The sequence below is a fragment of the Pseudomonas sp. NFACC56-3 genome (assembly GCF_900100025.1).
In the GTDB taxonomy this organism is placed as follows: Bacteria; Pseudomonadota; Gammaproteobacteria; order Pseudomonadales; family Pseudomonadaceae; genus Aquipseudomonas; species Aquipseudomonas fluorescens_AA.
In genome coordinates this window covers 417000-436250 of record NZ_FMTK01000003.1, presented here as the reverse complement: position 1 = coordinate 436250, position 19251 = coordinate 417000, and the positions used below count along the sequence as shown (strand labels likewise).

16 protein-coding genes, 1 tRNA gene and 2 pseudogenes are annotated in these 19251 nt (G+C 59.1%); 7 read left to right on the top strand and 12 right to left on the bottom strand.

The annotated features are described in order from the left end of the window. Positions 1-19 precede the first annotated feature (19 nt). From BLO80_RS07270 to BLO80_RS07220, 11 genes and pseudogenes are all read right to left on the bottom strand, one after another. Positions 20-1510 carry a 4-hydroxyphenylacetate 3-hydroxylase family protein gene (locus BLO80_RS07270; RefSeq protein WP_092327548.1) on the bottom strand — a complete coding sequence of 497 codons (1491 nt, stop codon included), beginning with the start codon at positions 1508-1510 and terminating at the stop codon, positions 20-22. 345 nt (positions 1511-1855) lie between these two features. Continuing rightward, a pseudogene (locus BLO80_RS30565) lies at positions 1856-2134 on the bottom strand (transporter); the annotation flags it as partial. Positions 2135-2272: 138 nt separating this feature from the next. Next, the gene (locus BLO80_RS07260; RefSeq protein WP_092327545.1) at positions 2273-3316 is read right to left on the bottom strand and encodes a PDR/VanB family oxidoreductase; all 1044 of its coding nucleotides are present in this window, start codon (positions 3314-3316) and stop codon (positions 2273-2275) included. 100 nt (positions 3317-3416) lie between these two features. After that, complete coding sequence (locus BLO80_RS07255) at positions 3417-4034, bottom strand: Rieske 2Fe-2S domain-containing protein (RefSeq protein ID WP_092327543.1); 618 nt, start codon at positions 4032-4034, stop codon at positions 3417-3419. A gap of 304 nt (positions 4035-4338) precedes the next feature. After that, positions 4339-5936 (bottom strand): annotated as a pseudogene (locus BLO80_RS07250) (tyrosine-type recombinase/integrase); the annotation flags it as partial. Positions 5937-6157: 221 nt separating this feature from the next. Then, positions 6158-6233, bottom strand: a tRNA-Gly gene (locus tag BLO80_RS07245). 63 nt (positions 6234-6296) lie between these two features. After that, positions 6297-6857, bottom strand: coding sequence for a CDP-diacylglycerol--glycerol-3-phosphate 3-phosphatidyltransferase (gene pgsA / locus BLO80_RS07240; RefSeq protein WP_092198777.1), 561 nt, complete (start codon positions 6855-6857; stop codon positions 6297-6299). A 32-nt stretch (positions 6858-6889) separates the two neighbouring features. Then, on the bottom strand, positions 6890-8713 hold the full coding sequence (uvrC, locus tag BLO80_RS07235) for an excinuclease ABC subunit UvrC (RefSeq protein WP_092170234.1): 1824 nt from the start codon (positions 8711-8713) through the stop codon (positions 6890-6892). 2 nt (positions 8714-8715) lie between these two features. Next, positions 8716-9357 carry a response regulator transcription factor GacA gene (gene uvrY / locus BLO80_RS07230; RefSeq protein ID WP_003182764.1) on the bottom strand — a complete coding sequence of 214 codons (642 nt, stop codon included), beginning with the start codon at positions 9355-9357 and terminating at the stop codon, positions 8716-8718. A 126-nt stretch (positions 9358-9483) separates the two neighbouring features. Next, positions 9484-9918 (bottom strand): GNAT family N-acetyltransferase, encoded by a 435-nt coding sequence (locus BLO80_RS07225; protein WP_092327542.1) that lies wholly within the window; start codon positions 9916-9918, stop codon positions 9484-9486. A 7-nt stretch (positions 9919-9925) separates the two neighbouring features. Then, complete coding sequence (locus BLO80_RS07220; protein WP_092327540.1) at positions 9926-10687, bottom strand: carbon-nitrogen hydrolase family protein; 762 nt, start codon at positions 10685-10687, stop codon at positions 9926-9928. A 155-nt stretch (positions 10688-10842) separates the two neighbouring features. On the opposite strand from BLO80_RS07220, the gene BLO80_RS30190 reads away from it, so the two are divergent. Then, a complete protein-coding gene (locus BLO80_RS30190; protein WP_256574149.1) occupies positions 10843-10971 on the top strand; it encodes a hypothetical protein in 129 nt (42 codons plus the stop codon). Positions 10972-11301: 330 nt separating this feature from the next. After that, entirely contained in the window at positions 11302-12372 is a 1071-nt protein-coding gene (locus BLO80_RS07215) for a 3-deoxy-7-phosphoheptulonate synthase (protein ID WP_092327538.1), read from the top strand. 160 nt (positions 12373-12532) lie between these two features. On the opposite strand, the gene BLO80_RS07210 is transcribed toward BLO80_RS07215, so the two are convergent. Next, positions 12533-13594 carry a hypothetical protein gene (locus BLO80_RS07210; RefSeq protein WP_256574148.1) on the bottom strand — a complete coding sequence of 354 codons (1062 nt, stop codon included), beginning with the start codon at positions 13592-13594 and terminating at the stop codon, positions 12533-12535. Positions 13595-13917: 323 nt separating this feature from the next. On the opposite strand from BLO80_RS07210, the gene BLO80_RS07205 reads away from it, so the two are divergent. The 5 genes from BLO80_RS07205 to BLO80_RS07185 all read left to right on the top strand — a co-directional run bounded on the left by BLO80_RS07205 (position 13918) and on the right by BLO80_RS07185 (position 19240). Beyond that, positions 13918-14787, top strand: coding sequence for a lipase family alpha/beta hydrolase (locus BLO80_RS07205; RefSeq protein ID WP_092327586.1), 870 nt, complete (start codon positions 13918-13920; stop codon positions 14785-14787). A gap of 96 nt (positions 14788-14883) precedes the next feature. Next, positions 14884-15165, top strand: coding sequence for a peptidylprolyl isomerase (locus tag BLO80_RS07200; protein ID WP_072405155.1), 282 nt, complete (start codon positions 14884-14886; stop codon positions 15163-15165). A gap of 126 nt (positions 15166-15291) precedes the next feature. After that, positions 15292-17160: an extracellular solute-binding protein gene (locus BLO80_RS07195; protein ID WP_092327535.1), complete on the top strand. Its 1869-nt coding sequence runs from the start codon at positions 15292-15294 to the stop codon at positions 17158-17160. After that, positions 17160-18218: a microcin C ABC transporter permease YejB gene (locus BLO80_RS07190; protein ID WP_092327534.1), complete on the top strand. Its 1059-nt coding sequence runs from the start codon at positions 17160-17162 to the stop codon at positions 18216-18218. The genes BLO80_RS07195 and BLO80_RS07190 overlap by 1 nt, the downstream gene beginning before the upstream one ends. After that, positions 18218-19240, top strand: a complete 1023-nt coding sequence (locus tag BLO80_RS07185) for an ABC transporter permease (protein WP_092327532.1) — start codon at positions 18218-18220, stop codon at positions 19238-19240. The genes BLO80_RS07190 and BLO80_RS07185 overlap by 1 nt, the downstream gene beginning before the upstream one ends. Positions 19241-19251: the final 11 nt, after the last annotated feature.

Below are 19251 nucleotides of genomic sequence, written 5' to 3'. Positions count from 1 at the left end.
CATCTCTCCAGTCTTATATTTATTTGTTAAGTGCACACAGTTTCTTGGAGACCGGTTGTGGGGGGCCGGCCAGTTTCAATGCGCTGTCGACCAAGCGCTGCGGGTTCGGATCCTTATTGCTGAGGTAATTGAGAGCCAGGTTGCGAACAGGGTCGCCGGCATAGTAGCGCTCGTATTGCAGTAGACGTTGGCCGAACGCTTCGCCGGCAAGATCCCATGCCAACTTGAAAAGCTTCACGCGCTCGACCGAGGGCATACCATCAGCGCCTTGGTAATAAGTGTGAAGGTCCTCAGCGATCTCGGGGGCTTCAAAGTCGGCACCGCTGGGCATCAGCATGAATCCGCCAGCGCCGATGGTTTGCAGGACTTCTATGACTCGTGGATAAGCTGTTGGCAATAAAGTCCGAATGGCTTGCAACGGCGCCAGGTTGGGCTGGAACGTGCCAACCTGGGTTTGTTGCGCCTCGACTTCGGAACGAACCAGCGCGCTCTTGACCTGCTCGATATAACCCAGGCACTCACCGAGCATCTGTTGTACGTGCAGGAATTGGTCAGCCTTGATCGAGCGCGCCACTGCCGCCGCCAAGCCGACGGAGAACTGCATTTTGATTAATGCACGGGTGTTGGTCTGGTGGGCGGTGTGATTGCGTATGCCCGACTGAACGTAAAGACGGTTGGATAGGCCGATGTTGCGATAGCAGAACACCCGTTCCCAAGGTACGAATACATCCTTGAAAATCAGCAGGGAATCGTTCTCCTCGAAGCGGGTCGAGAGTGGATGGTCGAAACTCGTGTGACCGTCAACGTAATAGGGATCGCGGGAAATCTGACGCAGGCCTTTGACGTGGGTCGGAACCGCGAACACTAGCGCGTGATCCTCATCACCCGCTTTGAATGTAGGCAGGTTGTACATGAACATTTCATCGGAAACAGGGCCGAGCGTGGCGATCATGCGCGCACCGCTTACGTAGATACCCTCCTCGGTTTCGCGTACCACGCGCAGGTGCATGTTTGCCTGTTCGGAAGATTGCTTGGTGCGGTCGTTCTGTGGTGATACCAACGCATGACTGAGAAACAAATCGTTGTCGCGGATGTACTCGTAGTACTTGACTATATTGTCGGCGAACCGTTGGCCGCCTTCGGCGAACATGTCACGGGCCTCCCATAAAGCCAACAGCGTGACATTCATAAAGTCAGGTGAACGCCCCATCAAACCGAAATTGGTTTCTGCCCAGATGCGATAGGCTTCGCGACGTTTCTTCAAGTCATCAACACTGTGTGCGGGTTGGAAGGACCGCGCGGCACGTTCACCTGTTTCAGGAACCAGGTAGCTCAGTTTTTCTTGCAACTCAGGGTCATGCTGCATGTCATAAAGACTGGCGAGTTGCTTTACGGCACCGCTGAACGCCGGATGAGTGGTAACGTCGGACACTAACTCACCATTAACCCAAACGTCGCGACCGCGTTTTTTCAAACCTTCGATAAACTGTGCTCCGGTACGAATACCCATAAACCCTCCTTCCCGTTATATAAGTCGTATCACTGAGTACCAGTACGCCGACGAAACAAGGGTAACGATCCTGGCACTATCCAGATAATGCTGTCTCGCTATACTCGTTATCCGAATATTGGATAGACATCGCGCGTACTTGCGATGGTGTTAACTTTGATTACAGAGCGTCTGACACGGTTTCTCAAGACACCTTCAGTCGCAACGCACGAGATTCCTGAACACAATTAGCTTAATGAGATATCACTGGCTAACGTTTGCCAGTTAAAAACCTTACAATGGAAATGCAATCTCGATCCACATTGAATTTCCTTTAGGTCCATTTTTAACCTGCATTTCATGTAACTATTTCACCGCGACACCTGAACTTTGACTAAACGAGTAGAAGAATTGTGGGCCGATCGCCATCTTTTGAAGGCGGTTTCCATCCGCAACAACGTGCCATCCTAGTCGATCATCGGTATATTGCTTGGTGTAGAACCCCGCCAAGCCAACTTGCAATTTTTGCATTACAGGTAGACGGTAGCCTAGTAGGAAGTCGATATCCAGGAGATTGCCTGACTTATATTGATTACCCTTATTCTTTGTATTGAAAGAGAAAACGGGCGCCACGGATACTTCCCAGTCTTTATTTGGAAATCAGGTCAAGGCAAAATCCTGAAGGTATGTGCCATAATTCCTGGTTGCATTGACAAGCCGCTCCCTTTCATAATTCCCCAATGGAATAACAAAATTAGAAGCAAAAATCTTTCCAAACCTAGCTCATAAATCTAAAACCAGTAACTTTGACTTAGCGCGGGAACAGCAGGGCGTGAACTGATCGTTCCTGGCCTGTTCATCGGGTGTCAAATATAAATCGCGATGGTCGGGCTCGCCTTCAAGCACGCGCGTGATGCAAGCACCGCACACGCCCTGCTCACATGAGGTCGGCAGTTCGATGCCCACCTCAGCTAAAGCCTGGACAATGGTCTTGTCTTTCGGTATCGAAACGATACGGCCCGAACGCGCCAACTTGACCTCGAAACTGCTATCGTTGTCCGTATCAACGGGCTGAGCGGAGAAGAACTCATAGTGTAAATCCTCCTCAGACCAACCTTTGTCGCGCGCGATCGAAAGCACCGCGTCCATGAACCCCTTGGGCCCACAGACGTAGAGTTGCGTATCTGCCAGATCCGGCGCCAGTACGGTAGCGAGGTCCAGTTTCTGGTCGGGGGCGCCGTCGTCGAAATGGAACTGCACCTTGGGCCCAAACGCTGAAGACTGAATGCGTTCGACAAAGGCAGTCCGGTCGATGGAACGCGAGCAGTAGTGCATCTCGAACTCGGCTCCCTCAGTCATCAGCCGCTCAGCCATGCACAGGATAGGAGTTACTCCAATACCACCCGCTAGGAGCAAACTGCGCTTCGCTTGACGTGCGAGCGGAAAGTGATTTCTCGGGGCACTGATCGACAGTGTGTCTCCTTCCTTCATCCGTTCATGCATTGTCTTTGAGCCGCCTCGGGAGTCCTCGGCATTGAGCACCGCAATCAAGTAACGGTGACGCTCTGATGGGTCGTTGAACAAGGAATACTGACGGGTGATACCATTGGGCAAGTACACATCGATGTGTGAGCCGGCCGTAAAAACAGGCAACAAACCACCTTTCACGTCGACCAATTCGAACGTGCAGATGTCGGTTGCTTCGTTGAATCGTTTGGCTATCCGAACTTTCAGGCGATTCGTTTGCTGTTCAAGGGAACAGCCGGGCTGAGCGCTGCCGTTTGTTACATCATCGAAATATGGTGTTGGCGCGATTTTAGAAGACATGAGACTGTTCCGAAAGAATCGACGCAGGTTTCCCTGCGCAGTTTATAGAAGGCTGCGAGGTGCAAAAAAATGGACGCGGCTATAACGACACTGCGCTAATTTAGTTAGCCGGCATTTGCATCGGGTACTTGCTCATCTTTGAGCAGACGCTCCAAGACACGACGCCAGCGCACCGCACCGCACCAGTGTCGATAGATAACAATCGCGGTGTCATTTGACCACCTGTCCGCGTGACGTTCTCGTACTGCGCGCGAATCATGGGTTTGTCTTGACCGGCGAACGCCAACTGCCGAATCTCAGCCGATCTCAATGTAACTCGTTCGTGAGTCTGCGCATTACTCTGCGTGAAGTTCTGCGGTACAGCGACAAAGTGATAGAGGGTTGAGTTCTCCGTCTCAGGCGTTAGGAAGTGCCCGGCATAACTACCACTGCCTTGGCTTCGCAGGGCACCCGGGCAGGTATAGCCACACCGCACTCGTCCATCAACGGTGATCTTACCCAGACTTAAAGGAGAACCACGATGTGCGCAGCGGTCTTCGAGCGCTCGCGCTTCGCCTTGAGCGTCTCGGAACAGTAATAGAGGCTCGCCAAGAATCATGCGTGAAACCAATTGTCCGGCCTTGAGGTCGGCCGCCCCCATGGCAACGTACCAACTGTTTTTTATCCAGAAGCTCATTGCAGTCACCTCGATTTTTATATTTTTTTGGTGTAGCAGCATCGCCGACTCATGGTTTTTAAATCATTCTCCTACCCTCAATCGTAAAAACAATGGGTCCCCCTGAATAATGCTGAGAGGCTATAGGCCCTATACATTATTCGGATAACCGTGTTCTTCAACGGTGAGCTTTCAGCCAGTCTCTGCCTTCGAGCAACGCGATGTGACCCAATAACGCAGGCTGGCACAATAAAAAACGCGTTCGTGTTGTTAATGCTTATTGGACACACGCAAGAAATATCCTATACGCGGGAATTACCAAGAGAGTTATCCGCTTTATGGATAACCGGTATAATCCGACGGCATTATTCCGAAGATGTATCATTGGGTTGATCTGATCTCGGGATTTGCCAGCCAATTTAGCAAAAACCAATAATGGCAAATTACTTGCGGCCTCGTAGATGGCAAGCATCTCGGCGCGTTCGCGCTGGATGTCAGACACGTGAGATTTATGCGGCTTTTCAGTCGGAACCGAGAGAGGTACGGCAGGCGACTGGCGCGACACGATAAGAGCCGGTTCGTCGCTAACCGAAGCCTCGGGCACCGGGACCATTATCATTGGAAAGTTGCCGTTGAACTGAATGGAATTTGCGCTCACGTTTTCAAGCGACAGCAACGAAGCGGCCCCCTCCAATCGGATGGTAAGCGGAGAACTTGCCGCCTTTAGATGGCCCTGCCCCCAAAGGTCCAAACGGTTCGCCCAATCCTGCATCATCGTCCGGCGCTGCTCCACGTATTCCGCGTGATTGTAGGCCGCACTCACCTTATCCGGATCAGCATGAGAAAGCTGAGCATCCACCCACACCTTCGGGTATCCGATCTCGTTCAACGCCGTCGAGATCGTCGCCCTCATCCCATGACCGGTGAGTTGATCGGCGTACCCCATCCGACGTAACGCGCCATTCAGCGTGTTCTCGCTGATGCGTTTGCTCAGATCGCTTCGATGCGCAATAAGTAGCGCTGTGCGGGAACAACCTGGTCCAGCAAGTGATGCACGATCTCCAGCGCCTGAACCGACAGCGGCACGATATAAGGCGGTACATTTTGAGTCTGCTTACCTGGCTTCCGCATCGCTAGCTGGAGTTGTTTCACCACTTCCGCCGGTATGACCCACAAGCGCTTCTCCAGATCGAACTGGTCGGGTGTCGCCAACCGCAATTCGCCCGTGCGGACACCGGTCAGCAGCAACAACCGAAGGCCAAGCCGAGTTTGGTTGGCGCCACCGTAGTTTCGAAGAGCAGCCATCAATGCCGGGAGCTCGTCCATTCGGAGAAATGGATTGTGCGTAACAGGAGGTTTGGGGAGCGCGACCACATCGAGGTCTGAAGCCGGGTTATGTTCCAGCCCCTCGATTTTCACCAGCGCATAGCGGAACAATTGGTTAAACCAAGTCCGGCATTTTTCGGCCGTCGTTAAGGCCTTGCGCTGTTCGATCCTGCTCAGTAAATCCAGCAGATCGTGACGATTGATATCATAGATAGACCGTCCACCCAGTACGGGCAGGACGTCTTTATTGAAGATTCTTAAGATTTGCGAGAGCGTGCTCTGGCGCCCTTCCTTCAGGCTTAGCCTGCGGAACTCCACCCACTGATTGAACACAGCCTCGAAGGTGTGCTCCTTCGCAGCATGAACAGCAAGTCGCTGTTGTTTACGATGCTCGTAGGGGTTGATGCCCTGGGCAACCAAGGTACGGGCTCAATCACGACGGGTACGGGCTTCTTTAAGCCCAATTTGGGGGTAACTACCGAGGGACATGCGCTTCTGCTTGCCTGCCCAGTAGTAACGGAAGAGCCAGACTTTTCCGCCTCTGGCCGTCACATTGAGTGTGAGGCCATCACTGTCACCGAGGGTGTAGTCATTACCGGTGATTCGGGCATGCCGAACTGTCATTTCTGAGAGTGCCATCGCGAGCTCCTGAACAGAGTCAGGGCCAGATGCTCATCTCGCTACGCAAACTGCTCCAGCAACAAACCGATTCAGTGCTCGTCAGGATTCTGGACTCAATCCTAGACTTAAACGCACCGGATAGTGCTGGATTTAAGTGGTCCCGCTGGAACGAAAAAAGGGCCTAAAGGCCCTGATTTCAACCACTTACAGAATTCAGTGGAACTCTGCAGCGCAATATTTGGAGCGGGAAACGAGACTCGAACTCGCGACCCCGACCTTGGCAAGGTCGTGCTCTACCAACTGAGCTATTCCCGCGTCTTGGTGTGGCGCATTCTATAGGTTCAGATTACGCCGTCAACCCTTTGATTCAAAAAAGTTTTATTTCGGCTCTACATCCGTCCGCAGATGCGGCCAGGCAGCGCGCAGGTATTGGACCATCGACCACAACGTCAAGCCTGCGGAAATGAGCAGCAGCGCATAGCCCAACAGCACCCAGAAGCTGAAATCCGACGGGTTGGCCAGCAGGATCACCAGCGCGAGCATCTGCGCGGCGGTTTTCCATTTGCCGAGGTTCGACACAGCAACCTGGGCGCGCGCCCCCAGCTCGGCCATCCATTCCCGGAGGGCCGAGACGACGATTTCGCGGCCAATGATCACCGCCGCCGGCAAGGTCAGCCAGAGGTTGCCGTGTTCCTGCACCAGCAGCACCAGGGCCACCGCGACCATCAGCTTGTCGGCCACCGGATCGAGGAACGCGCCAAAGGGCGTGCTCTGCTCCAGACGTCGGGCCAGGTAGCCGTCCAGCCAGTCCGTCGCGGCGGCGAAGGCGAAGACCGAGGCGGAGGCCACGTAGCTCCAGTGGTACGGCAAATAGAACAGCAATATGAAGATCGGGATGAGCAGGACGCGTAGAACGGTAATCAGGTTTGGGATATTCATCGGCACAACTGGCTACGAGGTTGACGGGCATTCTACTCGCTATGCAAGTTTGCATAAATCGACTCTGCGAGCTTTTTACTGATACCGGGTGCTTTGGCTATCTCCTCGATGCTGGCACGAGACAGTTCCTGCAATCCACCAAAATGTTTCAACAAGTCGCGACGGCGCGTCGGGCCGACGCCTGCCACACCTTCAAGTGTAGACGTGCGGCGCGTCTTGCCACGGCGGGCACGGTGTCCGGTGATGGCGAAACGGTGGGCTTCGTCGCGGATCTGTTGGATCAGGTGCAGCGCTGGCGAATCGCCCTTGAGGGTGAATTCATGGGCGGCATCGTTCAGGTACAAGGTCTCGAAACCGGCCTTGCGCGTCGCGCCCTTGGCCACGCCGAGCAGGATCAGGTCGGGAACCATCAACTCATTGAGCACATCGCGGGCCATGGACAACTGGCCCTTGCCGCCGTCCACCAGGAGGATATCCGGCAACTTGCCCTCCCCGTCCTTCAGCTTGCCGAAGCGCCGCATCAGCGCCTGGTGCATCGCCGCGTAGTCATCGCCCGGCGTGACGCCTTCGATGTTGTAACGGCGGTAGTCGGACTTGATCGGGCCTTCCGGACCGAACACCACGCAGGAGGCCACGGTCGCCTCGCCGCTGGAATGGCTGATGTCGTAGCACTCCAGCCGTTGCGGCGGCTCATCCAGGTTGAGGACATCGGCCAGGGCATCGAACCGCGCCGCCACGTGCTGACGATTGGCCAGGCGCGCGCCCAGGGCCTGTTCGGCGTTGGTCACGGCCAACTGCTGCCAACGGGCACGGGTGCCGCGAACGCGGTGGCTGATGGTCAGTTCACGACCGCGGAGCTTGTCGATGGCTTCGATCAGGGCCGGGAAGTCTTCATGGACCACGTTGACGATCAACTCGGCCGGCAAGTCCCGTTCCGGACTGCTGATGTAGTACTGGCCCAGAAACGCCGCCATGACCTCGGCCACGTCTTCCTCGATACCCACTTGGGGGAAGAAGTTCTTGCTGCCCAGCACCCGACCGCCGCGCACGCTGATCAAATGCACGCAGGCGCCGCCCGGGTTGATGAACGCCGCGACCACATCGACATCGCCGCTGCCGCCTTCCATGCTCTGCTGGTCCTGCACACGGCGCAGCAGACCGATCTGGTCGCGCAACTCGGCGGCCCGTTCGAATTCAAGGTTGACCGCCGCGTCCTCCATGGCTGCCGACAGCTCATCGGTCAGCGCATTGCTGCGGCCCTCCAGGAACATCACCGAGTGACGCACGTCCTCGGCGTAGACCTGGGGTTCGACAAACCCCACGCAAGGCGCCTTGCAGCGCTTGATCTGGTACTGCAGGCAGGGCCGGGTGCGGTTCTTGTAGTAGCTGTCTTCACACTGGCGAACGAAGAAGGTCTTCTGCAACAGGCTGAGGCTTTCACGAATCGCCCCGGCGCTGGGATAAGGGCCGAAATACCTGCCCTTGGCCTTCTTGGCCCCCCGATGAATGCTCAAGCGGGGAAACGCCCCGTCGGACAGAAACACGTAGGGGTAGGATTTGTCGTCGCGCAGCAGGATGTTGTACGGCGGGCGCCATTCCTTGATCAGCGTCTGTTCGAGCAGCAGGGCCTCGGTTTCATTGGCGGTGATCGTCGTTTCGATTTGCGCGATGCGCCCCACCAGGGCAGAGGTCTTCGGGGCCAGGCCGGTCTTGCGAAAGTAGCTGGCCAGGCGTTTCTTGAGGTTCTTGGCCTTGCCGACATAAAGCAGGCGCGCCTCGCTGTCGAACATGCGGTACACGCCGGGGCGACCGCTGCAGGTGGAGAGGAACGCGCTGGGATCAAACAATTCAGTCATTTTCAGGCGCTGGCATCGACCATGCCGTGGCGCACCGCCAACAGTGTCAATTCGACGTCACTGCTGATCGAAAGCTTCTCGAAGATACGGTAACGGTAGGTGTTGACGGTCTTGGGGGACAGGCACAGCTTGTCGGAGATGATCTGTACCTTCTGGCAACCGACAATCATCAGGGCAATCTGGATTTCCCGTTCCGACAGCGCATCGAAAGGCGAATCGTTGGTCGGCTGGAACGACTTGATCGCCAACTGCTGGGCGATCTGCGGGCTGATGTAGCGTTGCCCGGCAAAAACCAGACGAATGGCCTGGACCATTTCGTTCAAGCCAGCGCCCTTGGTGAGGTAGCCCGCCGCGCCCGCTTGCAACAGCCGGGTGGGGAATGGGTCCTCTTCGCAGACGGTTACCGCGACCACCTTGATGTCCGGGTGACTGCGCAGCAGCTTGCGCGTGGCTTCAAGACCGCCGATGCCAGGCATCTTGACGTCCATCAACACCACGTCGGGTTTCAACTCACGCGCCTTGATCAGCGCCTCTTCACCGGATTCAGCCTGACCAACTACCTGCAGGCCGTCGATGTCAGCCAGCATTCGTGTAATGCCCGTACGGACGAGATCATGGTCATCGACCACTAACACCCTAATCAAGCAGACACCTCACGATTTGGTCTTATTTGGGTTGCACAACACCTTAGCAAAAAGCATCCCGCAGACCTAGCGCAAAGGGACAGATAAAAGTTACAGCACATCTTTATCGGCACGACATCCGAGGCGTCAAGCACCGACGTCTCGCTGCATCCTCAGGAAACACTCGTCCTCGCCCACGACACGCAGGCCCATGCGTTCGTACAACGCCCTGGCCGGATTGTCCTTGAACACCGTCAGGCGCAGCGCCGGGCGCCGTTCCAGCGCCACCAGGTCCCAAACCTGTCCGATCGTCCAGGTACCGGCGCCTTGCCCGCGGAACGCCTCGTTGATCTGCAGCTCACGGATATACAACGCCCGGGCATCACGGCTGAGGCTGACAAAGCCCAGCGCCTGGCCTTCACGACTGATTATCCAGTTCTGGCGAATGATCCAGGCCAGGTCGAACGCTTCGTCCTGCCAGAGCAAATCATGCCTGAGGTAGTAGGGAAGCATGTTGTCGCAGGTCAACTGCCGGGCGAAGTCGATGTCCCCGTTCGTTGCAGCACGCCACTCGAAACTCATGAAGACCTCATTGAAGCCCTGTCACCGGCACGACTTGCCCGCCCCAGCCGTTGACGTCGCGGCGGGCAATCACCAACGACTCGCCCGTACCCGGCGCCGCCGCGAGCAGCGAACCGTCCGGGCCCCAGATGGCACTGCGGCCAGCCGACTCCCAGCCTCCAGTGACGCCGCCATGATTAGCCATCAGCACGGTCATGGCATGCTGCCGGGCATAGCCTTGCAGCAACGTCGTATCGGGCACGTAGCCACCCTCGGTGATCAACACCCCCGCTGCATACAGCGTAGCGCCCTGCCCGGCTGCCGCAGCAGCATGACTGGCGTGGGAAAAATCGGCACACACCGCCAGGGCGATGCGATCCTGCCCCATTGTCAGCATCGAGCCACCGTGGCCCGGGGCGAAGGCGATTTCTTCCCCTGGGTGCAGATGCTGCTTGCTGTACACCCCAAGGGAGCCGTCGGCAGCGAGGACCAACGCGCCGATCACCACCGGAGCGTCGGCCGACAGCCGAATGGGCATGCCCACCACGGCGGTCATGCCGAGCGCTTGCGCCAGGTCACGCAGCGGTTGCAGTACGGCATCCTCCGGCAGGATCGCCAGATCCGCAGCCAGGCTGCGTTCGTAGCCGGTAAGCGACAGTTCAGGGAATACCAGTAACTGCACCCCCTGCTCAGCGGCAGCCTGCATGAAACGCTGATGACACGCGAGGTTGACGCGAAGGTCTCCCGCGACGGAAATCGACTGGGCGGCGGCGAAGACTGGAGCGGTCATGGGTCATCCCTGGGAGGCGGTGCAAACCTGAAGTTTGTCATAAAGCCCAGCGGACTCAAGCCAGGGCGAACAATTACATGCCCTCGATAGAATTTTCTGATTGAACCGCCACCCTGCCCTCTAGTAAGCTCAGGGCCATTCATCGGAGACAGACCATGTTCAACGCCCTCTCACCGCTTCAAACCATCAGCGCCCCGCGCTCGGTTGCGGCTGCCCGGGCGAACAGCGTTCAAACTCCGGTCAGCTTTTATTTTGGGTATTGGTTTAGCCACTGGCGCGCCTGATACCCAACCGGCGCCCACTTTAAAACGGGTCGCCTTCCAGAGTTTTCCAAACCCCCGGTCGGCCTCCCGACCGGGGGTTTTGTTTTTCCGGCCCCACACATTTGCAGCACCAGACAACTTGAGGATTGAGCCATGAACTACGCCACTTATTACCGTTACGACAGTTTTTCCGCCTGGCGATTTACCAGCCACCGCTCGGGACAGCCTGCCGCCTCCGATCGGTCACCTACCGGTGGCAAGCCTCAATTGCGGGCCCATACGGCCAATTGTCGAACACCCCACTAGGACCGGCGCGGGAACGAACCCGCTGCCTGTCCAGGAAGCCAGATCATGAATTCGTCCGTCTCTGCTTTGCCGCTGTCCACGCTCAACCCTGCCAACGAAGCCCTGACCCTGCGTCTGCCGAGTTCGTTGCAACTCAAGCATCAATTGCCGCTCAGCACCGCGTTGAGCCACCAAGTGAGCGTCCATCGCCAGGCCATCCGCGCGATCCTCAACGGTGAGGACGCCCGCCTGCTGGTCATCGTCGGCCCCTGCTCGATCCATGACCCCGAATCCGCCCTCGAATATGCCACCAACCTGGCTCGCGTGGCCCACGAAGTGAGCGACAGCATGCTGTTGGTCATGCGCGCCTACGTGGAAAAGCCCCGCACGACTGTAGGTTGGAAAGGCCTGGCCTACGATCCCGGCCTGGACGGCAGCGACGACATGGCCGCCGGCCTGACCTTGTCCCGGGAGTTGATGCGCGAAATGCTGCAACTGGGCCTGCCCGTCGCCACCGAACTGTTGCAACCCATGGCCGCCAGTTACTTCGATGACCTGCTCAGTTGGGTCGCCATTGGCGCTCGCACTACCGAATCGCAGATCCACCGGGAGATGGCCAGCGGGCTGGGTATGCCGGTGGGGTTCAAGAACGGCACGGACGGCGGGGTCGGCATCGCCTGCGACGCCATGCGCTCCGCCGCCCATCCCCATCGGCATTTCGGCGTCGACAGCCAGGGGCATCCGGCGATCATCCAGACCCCAGGCAACCCCGACACCCACCTGGTGCTGCGCGGCGGCCATCGCGGACCGAACTATGACCGCCAGAGCGTCACGCAGATACACAGCGACCTGACCCGCCTCAAGATACCAGCGCGGATCATGGTGGACTGCAGCCACGCCAACAGCGGCAAGGACCCGCTGCGTCAGCCGCAGGTGTTCAATGACGTGCTGGAACAACGGCTGCAAGGGAATCGCTCCCTGATCGGCATGATGCTCGAAAGCCACCTGTTCGAAGGCTGCCAGCCGCTGGGCCCGTCGATGCGCTACGGCGTCTCGGTCACCGATGGTTGCCTGGGCTGGGAGTCCACCGAGCAGTTGTTGCGCGAGGCCCATCGCAGGTTGCAATTGCCAGCCTGAGGTCCCGAACCCACCGTCCCCGGGAACCCGGGAACAGCATGGGGCCCTTATGTGGGAGCGAGCTTGCTCGCGATGGCGTCAGCTCAGCCGGCCTTGGTGTTGCCTGACACACTGTCATCGCGAGCAAGCTCGCTCCCACAAGGATTGCGCGGGACTAGCCTCAGCCCGACGTGCTGGAACGCACCCGGACCGTCACCCACTCGGAGCGCTGGCTGACGTCATCTAGGCGCTCGACCTGATAGAACACGCTCACCGACCTGTCGCGCTGGTCCTGCCAGTAACTTGCGGGAATCACGAACATGAGCGGTTTACCTGCCGTGGCCTCGGTGATTTCGCGCTCAAGCACATAAGCGGAGTTGCCATTGCACTGCAACCAGACCAGCTCGCCCGCCTCAAGCCCGGGATCATCGATGACAATCGTCACCCCCTCTTGCAGATCGTCGACCTCCAGCCAGCCGTCGTTCATCTCCCGAATCTGAAGGGCCTTCAACGCAGGGCGCTGCAGCGGCCCGATGTGCAACGACAAGGGCTCAGCCCGACGCACCGAGTGTCCACGCCTGACGACATAGGTCAGGGCCAGGTCGTGTCCGGAATGGGGCGCGATCAGCGCATGATCGATCCAGAGCGATACCTCGCGGCCCACCGCATGGGCTTCTATGTCCAGCACATCGCGCCACAGCGCTTTGAAATCCTTGCTGGCCGTCAGGATCAGCCGATCGCCGACCGCCATCCTGGCGTAGGGCCGAATGCTCACCCACGTGCCTTCAGGCACCCGACTCGGATCGAGGCTGCCCCTCACCGCATCGTTGGCAATGGCAGGCAGCAGTTGCGGCGATGCATCGCCGATCTCCAGTTGCAGGTGTTCCGAAAACAGTGTGGCCGGCAACCGCTTGCCCGTCACCTGGTAGGAGATCTCCAGCGAGCCGCCGTCCAACTCGGCGATATGCGGTTCGCGCACGACGAACACGACGTCTCGCCCCACTTGCCGTTCCGTGACGAACCCGGCCACTTCATGCCGGTAGGGTCCGCCATCGTTGTTGAGGCCGTGCCAGCGCAGCAACACCTCATCCCCGCAGGTCATCATGGGATAAGGCTTGACGGTTACCACGGCATTGCGCCAGGCGGGATTGATCACCCCGTCCCTGGCCGCTGCCAGGACCGGTGGCGGCAGCCTTGTTGCTGGGGTTGAACGGGATCGTTGAAGCGATGGATAGGTGATCATGTACAGGCTCCAGTCCTTGGATGAAGGCACCGTTTGAATAACGGCGCCCGGCGGAGCCATTAAAACCCGCTCGCGCCAAACCCACAGCCAGACAAGACGACAGCGCGAGTGGTCCTTGGCGCTCGAACCTGTAGCTGCAAACGACAGCGGTTATAGGAGACCTCCTACATCCTCAAGTACCGCTGGGTTACTTCCCACTCTTCCCACTTTTTTTATTCCGGTTTCCCTGGATCAGGGCGGTTTCTTCCTACACCGCACAGGATGAGCCTGCATTAGAGTGAAGTCGCAAATTCAAGGTGAACCTCCTCGAAAAAGGTACGAACATGCAACGGAATGCAACCACTCAATTTCCCATCCTGCTGGTCCATGGGTTGTTCGGGTTTGACAAGATCGGCGGCTTCGAACTTTTCCATGGCATCAAACAGGCCCTACGCGCAGGCGGTGCCCGGGTGTTCATCCCGCACTTGTCGGCCACCCACTCCAACGAAGCCAGGGGCGAACAACTGCTGGTTCAGATCGATCGGGTTCTGGCCGGCACCGGCGCCACCCGGGTCAACCTGATCGGCCACAGCCAGGGTGCGCTGGCCGCCCGGTATGCCGCCGCCCTGGCCCCCGACAGGGTGGCTTCGGTTACCTCGGTCAGCGGCCCCAACCATGGCTCCGAACTGGCCGACTTCCTGCGCAAGGCCCTCACGCCCGGACAGCTGCCAGGGCACGTGGCACGGGGCGTCGCCACGCTCTTCGCCGATTTCATCTCGCTGCTGGACGGCCAGGCGCAGCTATCGCCGGCCGCTGTCGCCGCGCTGCCGGCGCTGACCACCGAGGGCGTGGGGGCCTTTAATGACAAGTATCCCCAGGGCCTGCCGAAGCACTGGGGCGGGAACGGTCCGGAACGGGTCAACGGCGTGCGCTACTACTCATGGAGCGGCACGTTGCCAGAGGCGACGGACAAAGAACGGGAGCCTGTGCAGGTTTTCTGCCGCGCCTTTTCCGAATACTTCATCACCGAGGCCGGGCAGAACGACGGCCTGGTCGGGCGCTTCAGTTCGCACCTGGGCAAGGTCATTCGCTCCGACTATCCCATGGACCACCTGGAGGCTATCAGCCCGGGAGGCGGCAAGGCCTGCAAGGGGACAGACCCTGCAGAGCTTTACCTGCGCCACGCCGAGCGCCTGCGCAAAGCCGGCCTTTGATCGCCAGGCCCAAGGTTTTGACGCAATTTTGACAACACCCCGTCAATGAATCCGGTAGGCTCAACACCTTTAAATACATCGAAAGGAATTTGCCCCATGGCCAAAGCCACTGCCCGCCACATTCTGGTTTCCACCGAAGACAAGTGCAACGAACTCAAGGCCCAGATCGAAGCCGGTGCCGACTTCGCCGAAGTGGCCAAGGCCAACTCTTCCTGCCCGTCCAGCCGTCAGGGCGGCGACCTGGGTTCGTTCGGCCCGGGCCAGATGGTCAAGGAGTTCGACACCGTGGTGTTCAGCGCACCGATCAACACCGTCCAAGGCCCGGTCAAGACCCAGTTCGGCTACCACCTGCTGGAAGTCACCAGCCGCCAGGACTGATCCCGGTTTATCGGCATAACGGCCCGCCCTTCGGTGGGCCGTTGTGCTTGGGTCTCGCGGGACTGGCGATTCAGGCCCCGCTCGCGTACAAATCGTGTCATCGATCACCCGGCTCTAAGGCTGACAATGCGACTGGCGTTCCCTTCACTGCTATTGATTGCCGTAGTCCTGCTGACGGGCGCCGCCGGCGTCGATGCAGCACCGCAACATGCCCTGACCGTCTATGGCGAACCCGCCAAATATGCCGAAGGCTTCGGCCACTTCGCCTACGCCAACCCCCAGGCCCCAAAAGGTGGGACCATGCGCCGCTCGGCCGTGGAGATTGGCCACTTCGACCACATCCTGCCCTACATCGACAAAGGCATCGGCGTCAGCCAGATCGACGGGATGCTCTACTCGCCCCTGGCCCAGCGCTCGCTGGATGAACCCTATACCGTCTATGGCCTGGTGGCGCAGAAGATGGAGCGTGCCGACGATGGCCTGTCCCTGCGCTTCTACCTCAACCCCAAGGCCCGCTTCGCCGATGGCAAGCCCATCACCGCCCAGGACGTGCGCTACAGCTTCGAGCTGTTGATGACCCAAGGCAGCCTGCGCTATCGCACCCAGTTCGCGGCGGTCAAGGACGTCGTGGTCGAGGACGAGCGCACCGTGCGCTTCGACTTCAAGAACAACGAAAACCGCACCCTGCCCCTGGACATCGCCACCCTGCCGGTCTTACCCGAACATTGGTGGAAGACGCGCGACTTCGCCAACGGCGGCGGCTACGAGGCGCCACTGGGCAGTGGCCCCTACCGCGTGAGCAAGGTCGATTCCGGGCGCAGCATCACGTTCGAGCGCAATGCCGATTGGTGGGGCAAGGATTTGCCGGTCAGTCGTGGGCTCTACAATTTCGACCATTTCAGCATCGAGTATTTTGGCGACACTGACGTCGCCCGCCAGGTGCTGCGCGGCGGCGCCTATGACTACAATCGCGAATTCTCCGCCACCGGCTATGCCATCGGCTACGACGGCCCGGCCCTGCAGGACGGCCGCCTGCAAAAGGCCCACCTGGCCAAAGAGGCGCCCCAGGCCGCCCAGGGCTTTGTCTTCAACCTGCAAAAACCGCAGTTCCAGGACCGCCGCGTGCGCCAGGCCCTGGCCATGCTCTGGGATTTCGAATGGAGCAACCGCCAGATGATGCGCAACGTCTATGTGCGTCAACAGAGTTACTTTTCCAACACTGACCTTGCCGCCCGAAAATTGCCCGATGCCGGCGAGCTGGCGATTCTGGAGCCGTTGCGCGGGCAGATTCCCGACGAAGTCTTCACCCAGGTCTTCCAGGCCCCGAAAACCGATGGCAGCGGCGTGATCCGCGACAAACAATTGCAAGCCCTGGCCCTGTTGGAGCAGGCCGGCTGGAAACCCGACGGCGACCGCCTGGTGAATGCCCAGGGCGAACCGCTGAGCTTTACCTTCCTGAACAGCCAGAACGGTATCGACCGCCTGCTGCTGCCCTACAAACGTACCCTGGCGCAAATCGGCATCGACATGAGCATTCGCCGCATCGACGCCTCCCAGTACGTCAATCGCCTGATGAGTCGCGACTACGACATGATCATCACCGGCTATCCCGTCAGCACCTCGCCGGGCATGGAACTCTACAATTACTTCGGTTCGGCGGCCGCCAACGATCCGGGGGCCAACAACTACATGGCCTTGAAGGACCCGGCGGTGGACGCGCTGATCGATGGTTTGGTCAAGGCCAGCACCCAAGCCGACATGCTGCGCCATGCCCACGCCCTGGACCGGGTGCTGCAATGGAATTACTACTGGATCCCCAACTATTACCCGCCGGGCAGCTCGACCGTGTGGTGGAACCGCTTCGGCATGCCCAAGGTTCAGGCCAGTAATGACGAAGCCATCGAAAGCTGGTGGGAAGTGAGCACCACACCGTTGACCAACGAGCAGATGCGCGCCGAACGCATCAGGCGCGGCACACCCGGAGGGCCGCATTGATGTGGGCTTATATCGCGCGGCGCCTGCTGCTGATCATTCCCACGCTGGTGATTATCCTGCTGGTGAACTTCGTCATCGTGCAGGCCGCACCCGGCGGGCCGGTGGAACAGGCCATCGCCCACCTGCAAGGCATCGGCGGCACCAGCGTCGGCGGTTCGGGCAGTGAGATGAGCGGCAATTCCCGCGCCAGTCGCGGCCTGGACCCGCAACTGATCAAGGACATCGAGAAACAATACGGCTTCGATAAACCGGCCCACGAGCGCCTGTGGCTGATGCTCAGCAGCTATGCGCGCCTCGACTTCGGCAAGAGCTTCTTCCGCGGCGCCACGGTCACCGACCTGATCCTGGAAAAGATGCCGGTGACCATTTCCCTTGGGCTCTGGGCGACCTTGATCACGTACCTGGTGTCGATTCCCCTGGGCATTCGCAAGGCCGTGCGCCACGGCTCGGCATTCGACGTGTGGAGCAGCACCGCGATCATCATTGGCTACGCCATGCCGGCGTTCCTCTTCGCGATGTTCCTGATCGTGGTGTTCGCCGGCGGCACCTCGCTGAACTGGTTTCCGGTGCGCGGGCTGGTGTCGGACAACTTCGAGTCGCTGTCGACGCTGGGCAAGATCGCTGATTATTTCTGGCACCTGGTGCTGCCGGTCACCTCGCTGGTGATTGGCGGCTTCGCCACCCTGACGATCCTGACCAAGAACTCGTTCCTCAATGAAATCACCCGCCAGTACGTGGTCACGGCGCGGGCCAAGGGCATGAGCGAACGGCGGGTGCTCTACGGTCACGTGTTCCGCAATGCGATGCTGCTGGTGGTCTCCGGTATTCCCCAGGCGTTCATCAGCGTGTTCTTCGCCGGCTCCTTGTTGATCGAGGTGATCTTTTCCCTCGACGGACTGGGCCGCATGAGCTACGAGGCCGCGGTGTCCCGGGATTATCCGGTGGTGTTCGGCTCGCTGTTCATCTTCACGCTGTTCGGCCTGCTGATCAAACTCATCGGCGACCTCTGCTACACCCTGGTGGACCCGCGCATCGACTTCGCCGCGAGGAACGCCTGATGTTCAAGCTTTCCCCGTTGGGCCGCCGACGCTTCGAGCGTTTCAGGAAAAACCGCCGGGGCTGGTGGTCGTTGTGGCTGTTCATCGGCCTGTTCATCCTGAGCCTGGGCGGCGAGTTGATCGCCAATGACAAGCCACTGGTGGTGAGCTACCAGGGCTCGCTGTATTTCCCGGTATTCAAGCGCTACACCGAGCAGGAATTTGGCGGGCAGTTGCCGTTCCAGGCCGACTACCGCAGCAGCTACGTGCAGAACCTGATCCACAAGGACGGCGGCTGGCTGTGGTTTCCACCGATCCCGTTCAGCGACGACACCCCCAACTACGACCTCACCCAACCCGCCCCGAGTCCACCCTCATCGGTGAACTGGCTGGGCACCGATGACCAGTCCCGGGACGTGCTGGCCCGGGTGATCTTCGGCGCGCGGGTGTCGATCCTGTTCGCCCTGGCCCTGACCGCCATCAGTGCGCTGATCGGCATCGCCGCCGGTGCGTTGCAGGGGTATTACGGCGGCTGGGTGGATCTGCTCGGGCAACGCCTGCTGGAAGTCTGGTCCGGCCTGCCAGTGCTCTATCTGTTGATCATCCTGTCCGGCTTCGTCGAGCCGAACTTCTGGTGGCTGCTGGGGATCATGGCGCTGTTTTCCTGGCTGGCCCTGGTGGACGTGGTCCGCGCCGAGTTCCTGCGCGGGCGCAACCTGGAGTACGTCAAGGCCGCCAGGGCCCTGGGGCTCAGTGATCGCAAGGTGATCGTGCGGCATATCCTGCCCAACGCGATGAACGCCACCCTGAGCTACCTGCCCTTCATCCTCACCGGGGCGATCTCCACCCTCACCGCCCTGGATTTCCTCGGTTTCGGCATGCCGGCCGGTAGCGCCTCCCTGGGCGAGTTGATCGCCCAGGGCAAACAGAACCTGCAAGCGCCATGGCTGGGGCTGACGGCGTTTTTCACCCTGGCCCTGATTCTTTCCCTGTTGGTGTTTATCGGCGAAGCGTTGCGAGACGCGTTCGACCCACGCTCTTGAAAACAACCATG

What these genes read in the sequence shown, in the direction of transcription:
- BLO80_RS07270 (WP_092327548.1), bottom strand. Translation starts at nt 1,510, where the DNA reads ATGGGTATTCGTACCGGAGCACAGTTTATCGAAGGTTTGAAAAAACGC.
- BLO80_RS07260 (WP_092327545.1), bottom strand. Translation starts at nt 3,316, where the DNA reads ATGTCTTCTAAAATCGCGCCAACACCATATTTCGATGATGTAACAAAC.
- BLO80_RS07255 (WP_092327543.1), bottom strand. Translation starts at nt 4,034, where the DNA reads ATGCTGCTACACCAAAAAAATATAAAAATCGAGGTGACTGCAATGAGC.
- pgsA (WP_092198777.1), bottom strand. Translation starts at nt 6,857, where the DNA reads ATGAATATCCCAAACCTGATTACCGTTCTACGCGTCCTGCTCATCCCG.
- uvrC (WP_092170234.1), bottom strand. Translation starts at nt 8,713, where the DNA reads ATGACTGAATTGTTTGATCCCAGCGCGTTCCTCTCCACCTGCAGCGGT.
- BLO80_RS07225 (WP_092327542.1), bottom strand. Translation starts at nt 9,918, where the DNA reads ATGAGTTTCGAGTGGCGTGCTGCAACGAACGGGGACATCGACTTCGCC.
- BLO80_RS07220 (WP_092327540.1), bottom strand. Translation starts at nt 10,687, where the DNA reads ATGACCGCTCCAGTCTTCGCCGCCGCCCAGTCGATTTCCGTCGCGGGA.
- BLO80_RS30190 (WP_256574149.1), top strand. Translation starts at nt 10,843, where the DNA reads ATGTTCAACGCCCTCTCACCGCTTCAAACCATCAGCGCCCCGCGCTCG.
- BLO80_RS07215 (WP_092327538.1), top strand. Translation starts at nt 11,302, where the DNA reads ATGAATTCGTCCGTCTCTGCTTTGCCGCTGTCCACGCTCAACCCTGCC.
- BLO80_RS07210 (WP_256574148.1), bottom strand. Translation starts at nt 13,594, where the DNA reads ATGATCACCTATCCATCGCTTCAACGATCCCGTTCAACCCCAGCAACA.
- BLO80_RS07205 (WP_092327586.1), top strand. Translation starts at nt 13,918, where the DNA reads ATGCAACGGAATGCAACCACTCAATTTCCCATCCTGCTGGTCCATGGG.
- BLO80_RS07200 (WP_072405155.1), top strand. Translation starts at nt 14,884, where the DNA reads ATGGCCAAAGCCACTGCCCGCCACATTCTGGTTTCCACCGAAGACAAG.
- BLO80_RS07195 (WP_092327535.1), top strand. Translation starts at nt 15,292, where the DNA reads ATGCGACTGGCGTTCCCTTCACTGCTATTGATTGCCGTAGTCCTGCTG.
- BLO80_RS07190 (WP_092327534.1), top strand. Translation starts at nt 17,160, where the DNA reads ATGTGGGCTTATATCGCGCGGCGCCTGCTGCTGATCATTCCCACGCTG.
- BLO80_RS07185 (WP_092327532.1), top strand. Translation starts at nt 18,218, where the DNA reads ATGTTCAAGCTTTCCCCGTTGGGCCGCCGACGCTTCGAGCGTTTCAGG.